This window comes from Thermogemmatispora tikiterensis (genome assembly GCF_003268475.1).
GTDB classification, from domain to species: Bacteria; Chloroflexota; Ktedonobacteria; order Ktedonobacterales; family Ktedonobacteraceae; genus Thermogemmatispora; species Thermogemmatispora tikiterensis.
In genome coordinates, this window is record NZ_MCIF01000002.1 from 5,722,241 (window position 1) to 5,734,967 (window position 12,727).

Annotated in this window: 11 protein-coding genes; 9 read left to right on the top strand and 2 right to left on the bottom strand. The window is 63.2% G+C overall.

The window, feature by feature from the left end:
- Positions 1–374: 374 nt before the first annotated feature.
- The 8 genes from A4R35_RS22805 (at position 375) to A4R35_RS22840 (ending at position 8,977) form a co-directional block, all read left to right on the top strand.
- The gene (locus A4R35_RS22805) at positions 375–1,253 is read left to right on the top strand and encodes an FAD binding domain-containing protein (RefSeq protein ID WP_112433584.1); all 879 of its coding nucleotides are present in this window, start codon (positions 375–377) and stop codon (positions 1,251–1,253) included.
- Positions 1,254–1,255: 2 nt separating this feature from the next.
- The gene (locus A4R35_RS22810) at positions 1,256–1,768 is read left to right on the top strand and encodes a (2Fe-2S)-binding protein (RefSeq protein WP_112433586.1); all 513 of its coding nucleotides are present in this window, start codon (positions 1,256–1,258) and stop codon (positions 1,766–1,768) included.
- Positions 1,769–1,770: 2 nt separating this feature from the next.
- On the top strand, positions 1,771–4,146 hold the full coding sequence (locus tag A4R35_RS22815; RefSeq protein WP_112433588.1) for an aerobic carbon-monoxide dehydrogenase large subunit: 2,376 nt from the start codon (positions 1,771–1,773) through the stop codon (positions 4,144–4,146).
- Positions 4,147–4,294: 148 nt separating this feature from the next.
- Entirely contained in the window at positions 4,295–5,239 is a 945-nt protein-coding gene (locus A4R35_RS22820; RefSeq protein ID WP_189362217.1) for an XdhC family protein, read from the top strand.
- 9 nt (positions 5,240–5,248) lie between these two features.
- Entirely contained in the window at positions 5,249–5,707 is a 459-nt protein-coding gene (locus A4R35_RS22825; RefSeq protein ID WP_112433592.1) for a CoxG family protein, read from the top strand.
- Between the two features lie 68 nt (positions 5,708–5,775).
- Complete coding sequence (locus A4R35_RS22830) at positions 5,776–6,621, top strand: class I SAM-dependent methyltransferase (RefSeq protein ID WP_189362219.1); 846 nt, start codon at positions 5,776–5,778, stop codon at positions 6,619–6,621.
- 250 nt (positions 6,622–6,871) lie between these two features.
- Positions 6,872–8,407 (top strand): hypothetical protein, encoded by a 1,536-nt coding sequence (locus A4R35_RS22835; RefSeq protein ID WP_112433596.1) that lies wholly within the window; start codon positions 6,872–6,874, stop codon positions 8,405–8,407.
- Positions 8,408–8,476: 69 nt separating this feature from the next.
- Positions 8,477–8,977, top strand: coding sequence for a hypothetical protein (locus tag A4R35_RS22840; protein WP_112433598.1), 501 nt, complete (start codon positions 8,477–8,479; stop codon positions 8,975–8,977).
- 96 nt (positions 8,978–9,073) lie between these two features.
- Here A4R35_RS22840 and A4R35_RS22845 read toward each other — a convergent pair whose 3' ends face one another.
- A complete protein-coding gene (locus tag A4R35_RS22845) occupies positions 9,074–9,742 on the bottom strand; it encodes a type 1 glutamine amidotransferase domain-containing protein (protein ID WP_223258454.1) in 669 nt (222 codons plus the stop codon).
- Between the two features lie 214 nt (positions 9,743–9,956).
- Here A4R35_RS22845 and A4R35_RS22850 point away from each other — a divergent pair, with 214 nt between their 5' ends.
- Positions 9,957–10,844 carry a LysR family transcriptional regulator gene (locus tag A4R35_RS22850; RefSeq protein WP_112433600.1) on the top strand — a complete coding sequence of 296 codons (888 nt, stop codon included), beginning with the start codon at positions 9,957–9,959 and terminating at the stop codon, positions 10,842–10,844.
- 39 nt (positions 10,845–10,883) lie between these two features.
- Here the strand turns inward: A4R35_RS22850 and A4R35_RS22855 are convergent, their stop codons facing one another.
- The gene (locus tag A4R35_RS22855) at positions 10,884–12,245 is read right to left on the bottom strand and encodes a hypothetical protein (protein WP_146747310.1); all 1,362 of its coding nucleotides are present in this window, start codon (positions 12,243–12,245) and stop codon (positions 10,884–10,886) included.
- Positions 12,246–12,727 lie beyond the last annotated feature (482 nt).

Here is a 12,727-nt window from a genome sequence, read left to right on the forward strand (position 1 = left end):
TGAGTTGATCAATCAGCCAGTGAGCCAGCCAGTCAGTCAGCCGATGGTGTTGCCCGGGTGCAGCTTTTGCTGATCGACCTCCCTCCAAAAGCAGGGGAGCAAGACCCTGCATTCGGAGGTAACAGGCGCTTCCTCATCCTGGCTATACTGGAAGCAGTGTAGACAATCAACCACGCCACGCTCTGCGACGAAATGCTGAGCTGAGACGAGACGCTCAGCCATCACACCCAAGCCAGCGCCAGACAGGATTGAGCACGCCGCAAAGGCCGACTGGGAGGAATCATGTGCAGCCATCCGGCCTGGCCGCGTCGCGGGTCATGCCCCATCCTGCCTGCTCAGTAGGCTGCCAGTGACGAAACGGAGGTGATCTCCCCTTGATCCCTGGTCCTTTTGACTATCAGGTGGCCGGCAGCGTCGCTGAGGCCATCGCCTTACTGGACCAGCACGGCGCCGATGCCAAGGTGCTCGCGGGTGGGCATAGCCTTATCCCCCTCCTGCGCTTTCGCCTCGCCTCCCCTGCCGTTCTGGTGGACATCAACCGCCTGCGCGACCTGGAGTACATACAAGAAGCCGACGGCACCCTGCACATTGGGGCTTTGACGCGCGAAGTCGACCTGGAGGCCTCAGACCTCATTCGCCGGCGCTATCCCATACTGGCCGATACGGCCCGCGTCATCGCTGATCCCGTGGTACGCAACTGGGCCACGGTCGGCGGCAACCTGGCCCACGCCGATCCGGCCAATGATCACCCGGCGACCATGCTCGCTCTGGGCGCTCAGCTCGTAGCGACTGGCCCCGCTGGCCAGCGTCTGATTCCGATCGAGCACTTCTTTACCGACAGCAGCTTTGAGACGACGCTGCAGCCCAACGAGCTGCTGACCGAGATCCGTGTCCCGGCTCCGTCCGAGCGCAGCGGCGGCGCCTATTTGAAGCTAGAGCGCAAGGTCGGTGACTACGCCATTGCTGGTGTGGCCGCCTACGTTGTCCTGGACGGGGCCGGGCACGTCACCTACGCCGGCATCGGCCTGACCAACGTCGGCCCGACTCCCATCAAGGCCCGCGCCGCTGAGCAGCTCTTGCTTGGCAGCACCCTTGACGACGCGGTCATCGCCCAGGCCGCCAGGCAAGCCGCTGCCGAGGCCCAGCCCGTCAGCGACCTGCGCGGTCCCGCGGACTACAAGCGTGCGATGGTTGAAACCCTGACCATGCGGGCGCTGCGCCAGGCGCGCAGCCGCGCAACAGGAGGCGCCTAGCCATGAGCATCCATCACATTCGTGTTACCATCAACGGCAAGCTCTACGAAGGCGACGTTGAGGCGCGTACTCTGCTGGTTCACTGGCTGCGCGACAGCCTGCGCCTCACTGGCACCCACATTGGTTGTGACACCTCCTCCTGCGGCGCCTGCACCATCCTGGTCGATGGCAAGGCGGTCAAATCCTGCACCATGCTGGCCGTGCAGGCCGATGGGCGCGAACTGCTGACCGTCGAGGGCCTGGAGCAGAACGGCAAGCTCCATCCGCTGCAGGAGGGCTTTCACGTCGAGCACGCCCTGCAATGTGGCTACTGCACGCCGGGCATGATGATGGCTGCCCTGGCCCTGCTCAAGCGCAATCCTGATCCCAGCGAGCAAGAGATCCGTGAAGGCATCTCGGGCAATCTCTGCCGCTGCACGGGCTACGTCAATATTGTCAAGGCCATCCAGTACGCCGCGCAGAAGCTGCGCGAGCCGGAACAGGTGCCCGCCGGCAGCGGCGGCGGAGGTGAATAGCCATGACCACAACCAGCGCAGGACCCCACGTACACGGCCTGGGAGAGCCGTATAAGCGCAAGGAAGACGCGCGCTTCATCCGCGGGAAAGGCAACTACGTCGATGATATCCAGCTGCCAGGCATGCTCTACGCCGACATCGTACGCAGTCCCTATGCCCACGCCCTGATCAAGAGCATCGACATCAGCAAAGCCCTGCAGGTGCCGGGCGTCGTCGCCGTCATTACGGGCAAGGACCTGGAGGCCGCCGGTCTGGCCTGGATGCCGACGCTCTCCGGCGATAGCGAGGCCGTGCTGGCCGTCGACCGCGTCCTCTACCAGATGCAGGAAGTCGCCTTTGTTGTAGCCGAGAGCCGCTACGCCGCCGCCGATGGCGCTGCCGCGGTTGAAGTCGACTACGAGCCCCTACCCGTCGTTGTCGATCCTCACAAAGCCCTGGCGCCCGACGCCCCGCTGCTGCGTCCCGACAAGAAGGATCGCCAGCCGACCAATCAGATCTATCATTGGGAGACCGGAGACCGTGCTGCCACCGATGCCGCCTTTGCCGAGGCCGAGCAGAACGGGGTTGTTGTGCGTCAGGACATGTACGTCCCGCGTATTCATCCGGCTCCCATCGAGACCTGTGGCTGTGTGGCCGACTACAACGCCGCCACTGGCAAGCTGACCGTCTGGATGACTTCGCAGGCTCCACATGCCCATCGCACACTCTTCGCCATCGTCTCCGGCCTGCCCGAGCACCGCATCCGTGTCATCTCGCCCGACGTCGGTGGTGGCTTCGGCAACAAAGTTCCCATCTATCCCGGCTACGTCTGCGCTGTCGTCGCAGCCCTCAAGACTGGCAGGCCGGTCAAGTGGATCGAGGATCGCACCGAAAACCTGACCAGCACCGGCTTCGCCCGCGACTACCATATTCACGCGGAGATCGCCGCTGACAAAGAGGGCACCGTCAAGGCGCTGCGAGTCTACACCCTGGCCGATCACGGCGCCTTTGATGCGGCGGCCCAGCCAACCAAGTTCCCCGCCGGCCTCTTCCACATCTGCACCGGCTCCTACGACTTCAAGCATGCCCACGTCGCCGTCGACGCCGTGCACACCAACAAGGCGCCCGGTGGCATCGCCTACCGTTGCTCCTTCCGCGTCACGGAGGCCTCCTATCTCATCGAGCGCATGATGGATACCCTGGCGCGCGAGGTGGGCAAAGATCCCGCCGAGATCCGCCTGCAGAACTTCATCAAGCCCGAGGCCTTCCCCTATCGCTCGGCCCTCGGCTGGACCTACGACAGCGGCAACTACGAGCGCGCCCTGCGCCTGGCGATGGAGAAGATCGGCTACGAGGAGCTGCGCCGCGAACAGGCCGAGAAGCGGGCCCGCGGCGAACTGATGGGCATTGGCATCTCCTCCTTCACCGAAATCGTCGGGGCCGGCCCCGGCAAGCACTTTGACATCGCCGGCATCCAGATGTTCGATAGCTGCGAGATTCGTGTTCATCCGACTGGCAAGGTGCTGGCCCGCATCGGCGTCCAGACGCAGGGCCAGGGCCACGAGACGACCTTTGCCCAGATCATCGCTGCCGAGCTGGGCATCTCGCCGGATGACGTCGACGTCGAGCACGGCGATACCGACACTGCTCCCTATGGCCTGGGCACCTACGCCAGCCGCAGCACTCCCGTCGGCGGCGCCGCCACCGCCGTGGCCGCGCGCAAGATCCGCGATAAGGCGCGCAAGATCGCTGCCTATCTGCTCGAAGTAGGCGAAGAAGACCTCGAATGGGAGCCGGGCCGCTTCTATGTGCGCGGCAGTCCAAGCAAAGGGAAGACCATCCAGGAGATCGCCTTTGCCGCTTACACCAACTGCCCGCCCTATCTGGAGCCGGGCCTGGAGGCCGTCAACTACTACGATCCGCCCAATCTGACCTATCCCTTCGGCAGCTACATCTGTGTTGTCGACATCGACCGCGGCACCGGCGAGGTGCACATTCGCCGCTTCCTGGCCGTCGACGACTGCGGCACGGTCATCAACCCGATGATCGTCGAAGGCCAGATTCATGGCGGCCTGACTCAGGGATTGGCGCCGGCCCTCTACGAGCAGCTGGCCTACGATGAGAATGGCAATGTTCTGGGAAGCAACTTCCAGGATTACCTGATTCCGACGGCGATGGAGACCCCGCGCTGGGAGACGGCGCGTACAGTAACGCCCTCGCCGCACCATCCCATTGGGGCCAAGGGCGTGGGCGAGTCGCCGACGGTGGGTGCTCCCCAGGCCATCGCCAATGCCGTCGTCGATGCCCTGGCACACGTTGGTGTACGCCACATTGACATTCCCATCACCCCGTGGAAGGTCTGGGCCATTCTCAAAGAGAAGGGACTCGCCACGGCCTAACGTGGCGTTGTGCGACCCAACCAGGTGGATGATGGCAGCCGCCAGACCGGGGGCCGGAGCCAGGTGCAGACAGACAGACAGACAGACAGATACTGCTTGCCGCCTGGCGCAGCCGGTCGCCGGTGCTGGCTGCCCGGAGGGAAACGGTATGCCTGAGAATGTGCTCAAACTGGCCCAGCGTCTGGAGCAGGCGCGCAAGCCTTTCGTCCTGGCGACCGTGGTCTGGTGCGAACGGCCCACCTCTGCCAAGCCTGGAGCGCGGGCCTTGATCCAGGCCGATGGCAGCGTCAGCGGCTGGATTGGCGGTAGCTGTGCCCAGCCGGTAGTCGTGCGCGAGGCTCTGCGCCTGCTGCACGAGGGGGGCGATCCCTATCTGTTGCGCCTGGGAGCGCCGGAGGCTGGTCTTACGCGCACCGGTTCTGGCGTGCGCGTCTTTCCCATGACCTGTAGCAGCGGAGGAATTCTGGACATTTACATGGAACCACATCTACCGCCGCCCCGCCTCTTTCTGGTTGGCGCCTCGCCGGTTGTGGCGGCCCTTGCGCGTCTGGCTCCTGTCCTCGACTTTGCCGTTGTCCAGATCGACGAGGATGGCCTGCCCGACATGCAGCCCGACGAACGCAGCGCCGTCCTGGTGGCCACCCATGGCGAATACGACGAAGAGGCCGTCGCTCGCGCCCTGCGCAGTCCTGCCTGGTATGTAGGCATGGTTGGCAGCCGCCGGCGGGCCGAGGCCTGTCGCCAGTACCTGCGCGAGGCCGGCCTTGAGGAGCAGGCCATCGCTCGTCTGCGAGCGCCCGCCGGTCTTGATCTGGGAGCCGTGACCCCGGAAGAGATCGCCGCCAGCATTCTCGCCGAGCTGGTCCAGGTCCGTCGGCGCCAGCCAGCCCAGGCGCCTGTCGTCTCAGCGGCCTCGCCTGCGACCGCGGTTGACCCGGTCTGTGGTATGATAGTAGAGGTAGCCGCCGCCAGGCAGCGCAGTACCTATCAGGGGCAGATATTCTATTTCTGCTGCCCCGCCTGCAAGCGGCTCTTCGAGAATGATCCGCAGCGCTATCTTGCGCCCAAAGCACACGCAACATACGAAAGGTGACAGGTCGCTATGGATTTCTCTGGTTCGCAGACCATCGCCGCCCCGATCGATAAGGTCTGGGCCTTCCTGCTGGATGTCAACAAAGTCGCTGAATGTGCCCCCGGCTTTCAGAGTCTCGAAGTGCTCGGAGAGGAGCACTGGAAGGCCGTTGTCAGCGTCGGCATTGGGGCTGTGAAGGCCAAGTTTACGCTGGATGTCACGCGGCCCGAGATGCATGAGCCGGATCACATGGTGGTGAAGGCGCGGGGCAAGGCGCCAGGGAGCGCCGTGGAACTGTCGGGCGATATGCACCTGACGGCGGTCGATAGTAATCAGACACGCATGGACTGGGAGGCCAAAGTCATTGTCAGCGGGACGATCGCCAGCGTGGGGGCGCGGCTCTTGCAAGGGACCGCTGAGAAGCTGACTGGCCAATTCTTTGCCTGTTTGAAGACAAAGCTAGAGCCAGGCGGGACCTCGCAGAGCTAGGTAGGCCCCACCCCATGCCCCTGGGGCGCGCCTGGCTCTGCGAGCAGCAGCTGAGCAGAGAGAGGGCTATGGAGAGCGCAATTGAGCGTTGGTACGCTATTCATGATGCGCGCGCACAGCAGATGGAGGCGATCTATGCCCGCCTGGGGCGCTCCAGTGCCGGTTATTGGGACCGGCGCGCGCGCTTCTTCCATCGCAGCACGCGCGAGCGTGCCGCGAGCGATCCGTTCTTTCAGCGCGTGCGCCAGGAGCTGGAGCCGACGCTGAGCGTCCTGGATGTGGGAGCCGGAACGGGCCGCTTCGCTCTGGCTATGGCACCGCTGGTACGGGTGGTCTACGCGGTCGAGCCAAATGCCACCATGCTGAGCTATCTGCGTCAGGAGGCGGAGGAGCGTGGAGTCAACAACATTGTGCCGATTCAGTCGACCTGGGAGGCGGCTCCTGCCGATCTGCGTGCTGATGTCGTGCTCTGCAGTCATGTGCTCTATCCGATCCGCGAGGTGGTTCCCTTCGTCGAAAAACTGCGCGCTGCAGCCCGGAGAACGTGCTATATTTACATGCGCGCTACCCACTTCGATGACTTTACGGCTCCCGTCTGGCGCCATTTTCATGACACGGAGCGGGCCCGCTCGCCGGCCTATATCCACCTGCTGGATGTCCTCTTTGAGATGGGTATCTATGCCAATGTGGAAATTGTGAAGACGCCGATCTCGCTGCGCTATTCATCGCTTGATGATGCTGTGGAGGAGATGCTTGAGCAGGAACTGCTGCCAGACGATGAGGCGACGCGCCGCGAATTGCGCAGCTTCCTGGCAAACTGGCTGGTTCCCGACAACGATGAGCTGGTGGTACCAGGCGATGAGATGGTGAGCGCCGTTATCTGGTTCCCCGGGGCGGAGAGAGCAGACTCCTGAGTGGTGCTGGCCAGGAGGGCGCGCCGGCTGCCCTCTTTGGCCACGCTGCTGGCTTGCTCGTCCCGCCCGCCCAGCCTGCTCGTGGGCTGAGCGCCTGCTTCACTTCTCTCTCCGCATGCTCCTCTCACGTTACTGCTGTAACTGTCTCCTGGCCGACTGCTGACTGACTTCCTTTTGGTCTGACCCTTGTCGCCCTGTCCCCAATGTGCTACTATCCTGGCAGATTGTCCATGAGGAGCTGAGCGTCTGCATGCAAGAATCCGAACATTCTGAGCGCACTGCTGCCGCTCCGCAGTTGCGGGAGGACAGCGAGGAGAAGGCCGCTTCTCCAAAGGCGCTGGAGACAGAGGCAGAGGAGACAAGTGCTGAGGCAACAGAGACGCCCCCTGATGCTGATCGAGGGGGCCAACAGCGTCTGAGCAAGGCTGGACCCGACTGGCTGGCGGTGGAGGTGGTGATCGTGGTGGGCCTGCTCTTCGCTCTCATTGCTCGCCTGAGCGTCCAGCCCTCGACGGCCCTTGTTCCCATTGCCGTACTGGCCGCCCCTGGCTGCGGCTTGCTGGTGACGGCTATTCGTAAGTTGCGCACTCTGCAGCGTCCCGGCCTGCCAGAGGCGGCTCTGGCCGGGGCCATTCTGGCACTCTGCCATCTGGGCGCGGCCTTAACCTATCCTTCGGTGCTGTCAACACTGTTGACGCAGGCCGAGCTGCGCCTGGCCTTTTTGAGTACCTGGGGACTGGTGACGCTCTTTGCGCTGGTGCTGAGTGTCGTCGGGGCCGCGCTCGGCCATCTGGCCTTTGCCCCGTTGCGACCAGTGCCAGCCCGATCGGCGTCGGCTGCGAAGGGAAGGCGAAGCCAGGCTCCTGCTCACGCTGAGGAAGGTGCAGGAACAGCAGGAACAGCGGAGGAAGAAGGGGCGGTGTCGGTGGCCCGGCTCAGAAGCGATGAACGTGCAACAGAAGTGTCAGCCCAGGAGGCGGTGAGCGCCTCCCCCGAGGTTGGTGAGGCTGCCGTCCGAACGAGCGATGAGGAGAGTGGGGAAGAGAAAGAAAGTGAAGAAGCGGAGGAGCAGGCAGAGGCGGCGGAGGAGGAGGCAGACACTGACGAGACGCTGGCAGAGGCAAAAGCAGGTCGCCGTCCGTTCGCGAGCTATGCAATTGCCGTCTTGTTCCTCGCGCTTCTGCCGACGGTGGTGGGCTACCTCTTTGCGGCGGCCTACGATGCCATGTTTGCCCTCTACCAGTTTGCGCCAGGCCCTTTCCCGACACTGCGTCTCCTGTCGGCCCTTTTGCCCTGGCAGGTGCCTATTCATATCGATCTAAGCCGCCCTGACGCAGCCCTGATTATTTTCTCGTTGCTGTGGCGCATTCCGCTCTTCCTCGGCAATGGAACCATGTTCGATTTCCTGGCCCTGGAGCCATTGGTCCTGAATGGGGCGGCCCTGGCCTTGCTTCTCCTGAGCACCTATGGTCATGAGGTGCCCGGGACGGCATCAGTCTCTGGGGGAGAGCTGCCGCTGCCGAGCTGGCCAAGCTACCTGCTCCTGGCGGCCTTGCTGGGTCTGGCGTTGGTTCTGGCGCCCGATCTCTGGGTGTTTCAGGGCCTGGCTGGCCTGCTGCAGATCCCCCATGCCGATATCGCTCTGCCGCTGCGGACGCTGCGCGTCCTTGATCCGCTGACCTTCAGTCTGAATCTCGTAACGGGGCCGTTGCTGTCTCTGCTCCTGGCCCTGGTCTTGCGCTGGCAATATGAGCGTGCGCGTGCCGCCCGGCAGGACCGATCATGATGCCGGACTCACCCCACGGGCTGGCCTGCCGGGCCGGCAATTTACTCTCATTGTTGAGTATGTGCTCTTATGAACGATCCACGCATTCTCTTGATCTTTGGCCTCTTCTTCGTGGCTCTGGGGGGGTATAATCTGGTCGTTGGACGCCGCCGCTTGCGCGCCCAGCCGGGGATGCGCCCCTTTCAGCAGGTCAATATTCTCACGGGCAGTGAGTACCTGCTGCTGGCACTGGTCTTCTTCATCAATGCACTGGCCAGGACGACGCTGCTGCCTTCCTCGGTAACAACCTACCTGTTCGTGGCCTCTTTTGTCTTACTGATCATCTCCCTGGTGCTGGCCGTGATGGTCGTACGTATGGCCACGCGGGGCCGACCAGCACCCCGCCAGAACGCGGATGGGACTGCCTCGGCAGCCAGCGCCGACCAGGAGAGACGCAACAGTCAGGCGTTGGAGATAATTGAGAACAGCCCAGAGCTGGAGGCAGCCCGGCGCCGGGAGCGCCGTCGCCGTCGGCTGGAGCATCGGCGTAAAATGGCCGAGCAGCGCCGCCGACGGGCTGGCAAAGCCTAACTAACTACGATGAGGAGGAATGACGGCGAAGAAAAGGGCGCGCCAGCTCGCTCGAATGAAGAGCTGGGCGCCCACTGGGTTCTACAGCCTTACAGCCTAACTCAGGGCCTCTATCACAGCGCGCGCGATGCTGGCGCTCGACTGCGGGTTCTGGCCCGTGATCAGCAGCCCATCGCGCTCAACGTGGTCGGACCAGTTGGGGCGCGTCACAAAATTGGCTCCCAGCTCGCGCAGGCGCGTCTCCAGCAGGAAGGGCATGAACTTATCCAGCCCGGTGGCGTGCTCCTCCTCGTCGGTGAAAGCGGTGATGGTCTTACCGGCTACCAGCGGCTGGCCGTCGGCACGTCGGGCGCCAACCAGGCCCGCCGGACCATGACAGACAGCGGCGATCACCTTGCCCTGGCGCTCGAAGTCGCCGAGCAGACGATGCAGCGTCGCATCTTCAGCCAGATCGAACATCACGCCATGCCCGCCAGGCAGGAAGATAGCGTCATAATCGGCGGCGTTCAGGCCGGCCAGGGGCCGCGTATTCTGCAGCCGGGCCCGAGCCTCGGCATACTTCTGGGCCTCTTCCTCCTTGGGCTCGCTGCGCGGGTCAACCGGCACGCTGCCACCACGCGGGCTGGCGACTGTGATCTGCCAGCCTTGCTCTTTAAAAGCCTGATAGGGAACCGCGAATTCCTCAAACCAGATCCCAGTCCGATGCTCATCGTTAATGCGATCGTGACCAGTCACTACCATCAGAATGTGACGCGGTTGAGCCACGAGGGAATCACTCCTTTCTTCTCTTCTCGACTATCAAAGCAAGCTGTGCTTTGCACAGGGAGAGATACGTCCTAACCAATGCTGAGCGGCGCGCATCCGCCATGTCTCCTCTGCCGATCGTTGCCGGCTGGCGTCGCTCCGCGCCGCTGGCATTCTAAAACGTGGCCCAGCTATAAAGCAAATAGTCTTTCTGGGGGCAGGTATAAATAAATTTATGGTTGATCTGGAGTGGTACCGCAGCTTTATTGCCGTCTACCGCGCTGGCACTGTCTCAGGGGCGGCGCGATCCCTCTTGCTGACGCAGCCAGCGGTGACGCAGCACCTGGCGGCGCTGGAGGCCGCTGTTGGCGAGCCGCTCTTTCTGCGGGCGCCGCGGCGGATGATCCCAACGGCGCGCGGCAAGGAACTCTACAACCAGGTTGTCCAGGCCATTGAGACCCTGGAGCAGGTCAGTCAGAATCTGGGGACGGGCCAGGAGCATCCGCCCCTGCTGCGTTGCGGAGCCCCGCGCGAATATTTTCAGGAGCAAATGCTCAAGCGCCTGCACTCCCTTCCGTACCGGCTCTGGCTGCAGTTTGGTGAGACCGCCGACCTGGTCAACGACCTTGAGCACGGGCGCCTGGAGGCCGTTGTCGCCACCCAACAGCTAGCCTCACGCGACCTGGAATTCGTCCATGTCGACGAGGAATATTTCGTTCTGGTCGGACCTGCGACCCTGGCGGTGCCCGAGGAGCTGCAAGAGGCCGCTGCCAGGGGGGAGCGTGGGCCGCTTGAAGAATGGTTGGCCGGCCAGCGCTGGGTTGGCTACGGGCCGGAGCTGCCGATCATTCGCCGCTTCTGGCTCCACTGCTTTGAGCGTCGACCTCCTTTTCAGGCGGCGCTGGTTCTGCCCGACCTGCACGCTATCAGGCTGGCTATCGAGCAGGGCTATGGCATCAGTGTCCTGCCTGACTATCTCTGTCGCGGCCTGCTAGAGGAGGGGCGTCTGCGCCTGCTCTGGGAGCCACCCCAGCCGGTCACCAACGAGCTGTGGCTGGCCTATCGGCGCATCGATCGCAACGATGCCCGCATTCGCGCCCTCAAACGCGTGCTGCTCTCCTAGCTGGAGGCGCAGCGCTGGCCCCCTTCCTCTCTGCTGAGGCTAGAGACCTTCCAGTTCAAGCTGCATTTCAGCCAGGCCCTGCTGAGCGCCATAGCGGACCGTCAGACCGCTGATGCGGCAGGTCAGGCTCTGGCCGCTGCCCGTAGGCGCCAGGCTATCGGTCAGCATCACTGCATCGAAGAGCTGCAGCGCTGGATTCAGCGGCACAGTGATGCGATGCCGACTGGCGGCGCGCTGCTCCTGAGCCAGCAAGAAGGCCGCCTTCTGCGCGCACTGGCTCGTAGTCGTCAGCTTGTGGTCGATGTGATAGCGCAGGCGCTCGTTGCCCACCTGCTGCAAGTGGAGGTCGTCGTAGCTCTCGGCGGTCGTCAAGGCTTGAGGGGGACCGCTGACCGGCGGCTTGCCGCTGACAATGATGTGGTTGGCGCGCTCATCGCTGCTGCCAATGCTGAGCAGCTCGATCTCAGGCTGATAGGACCAGACTGGGGTCTCGCTGCTACTCAATTCACGAAAGCGCAGGACCTCATCCTGATCGAGGAAGTAGACCAGACCGTACGTATTGCACAACTCATCGAGGGCCGCGCGGTAGGACTGGCCCGCCTGGATGAGAAAAGAGGGAATGGTCTGGCTCAGCTGGTCGCTAGCGGGAAGAGCGATGGTAAAGAGGCCAGCGCGTGCACAGACCTCGCTGATCAGAAAGGCCAGCGTCTGGCCATTGTAACTGTTCTGATAGCGGGCGAGCAGATCAAGCTGACGGGTGCGATCGCTGGCGACCAGCAAGAGGCGATGCTCCTGGGGGGAGCGCAGAAAGTGGAGCTGACTCAGGACATAGCTGCCAGTCTTGATCTGCGTCGGGGAGGGCGGCGTACCTGCGTAGTAGCCTTCGCTCAGGGTCAGAGTTGCACCCAGACCGAGCGGGTGGTAGCTGCCGGCGCTGCTGACCAGGGCATTGTAGCTGCCACCGCTGTTGTCCAGTAGTACCTCTAAGCGGGCGGGACGGCCTGGGCGCTCCAGGCGCCGATAGGCCAGCACAGCAGGAGAGAGGTCGAGGAACTGCTGAGGGTTGCTGCTCTGGAAGAGAGGGGCGCTGGCGATCGTTGGCATCGTCAAGACGTAGGAGCGTGGGCCTGCGCTCCCGCTGGCAGGGCTGGCTACCGCTAGCACCACAGCGCCGTAGCTGCAGGGCAGCATAGGCAGAATGGTCCCGTTGGACCAGTGAACCAGGTCCGCCGACTGGCGCAGGCGCGGATAGCTGTAGACTGAGCCGGTCAGGTTGCCACTGTCGGCCTCGACACAGCTCAGGGTGTAGAGGCCATCCGCGAAGGAGAGGCGCGGAGCCAGGCGCATGATAGCGGTGGTCGTAGCTGGAGCGATCGCCACACCGAGATTCCATAAAGGCATGCCGCCGGGGACCCCTGGATTCATCCAGGGGAGGAAGGCGGCTCCCTCCTCTCCGTCAGCATGCTCCTGGTCCCTCCTCCTGCTCTCTGTCCTCTGTCCATGCCGTCCTGGGAACCTGAGCCGGTGCGTCTCCTCCCAGGGGAGAGGGCGAGGAAGTGGTATTTCCCCGCCTTCCCCTGGGCTGCTGCTTGCGGTGGCAGAGATCGGTCCACCTAAGAGAGTGTCACTCTTGTTATGCTGGAGATGTCTCAAAAAAGAGTTCGAACCGACCACTGACAAAAATGAGTCTGTTCACCATCACAGGAAGATCCGATCCGGTTAACTGCACTCGGCGCAGTTCCAGCACCGGCATCTCAGATGAGGGTTATACAAATTCTCGGAAAGTCTGTAGTAGACTCTTCCCATTACTTCTCCCTTGAACTGTTCCCCTTCTCATGAGTTTGCTTCTGTTCAACGCACTGCTGGAATTCCTGGATCAGTCT

Excerpts from the sequence above, each read along its gene's own strand:
- A4R35_RS22810 (WP_112433586.1), top strand. The coding sequence starts at position 1,256 with ATGAGCATCCATCACATTCGTGTTACCATCAACGGCAAGCTCTACGAA.
- A4R35_RS22815 (WP_112433588.1), top strand. The coding sequence starts at position 1,771 with ATGACCACAACCAGCGCAGGACCCCACGTACACGGCCTGGGAGAGCCG.
- A4R35_RS22820 (WP_189362217.1), top strand. The coding sequence starts at position 4,295 with ATGCCTGAGAATGTGCTCAAACTGGCCCAGCGTCTGGAGCAGGCGCGC.
- A4R35_RS22825 (WP_112433592.1), top strand. The coding sequence starts at position 5,249 with ATGGATTTCTCTGGTTCGCAGACCATCGCCGCCCCGATCGATAAGGTC.
- A4R35_RS22830 (WP_189362219.1), top strand. The coding sequence starts at position 5,776 with ATGGAGAGCGCAATTGAGCGTTGGTACGCTATTCATGATGCGCGCGCA.
- A4R35_RS22835 (WP_112433596.1), top strand. The coding sequence starts at position 6,872 with ATGCAAGAATCCGAACATTCTGAGCGCACTGCTGCCGCTCCGCAGTTG.
- A4R35_RS22840 (WP_112433598.1), top strand. The coding sequence starts at position 8,477 with ATGAACGATCCACGCATTCTCTTGATCTTTGGCCTCTTCTTCGTGGCT.
- A4R35_RS22850 (WP_112433600.1), top strand. The coding sequence starts at position 9,957 with ATGGTTGATCTGGAGTGGTACCGCAGCTTTATTGCCGTCTACCGCGCT.
- A4R35_RS22855 (WP_146747310.1), bottom strand. The coding sequence starts at position 12,245 with ATGCCTTTATGGAATCTCGGTGTGGCGATCGCTCCAGCTACGACCACC.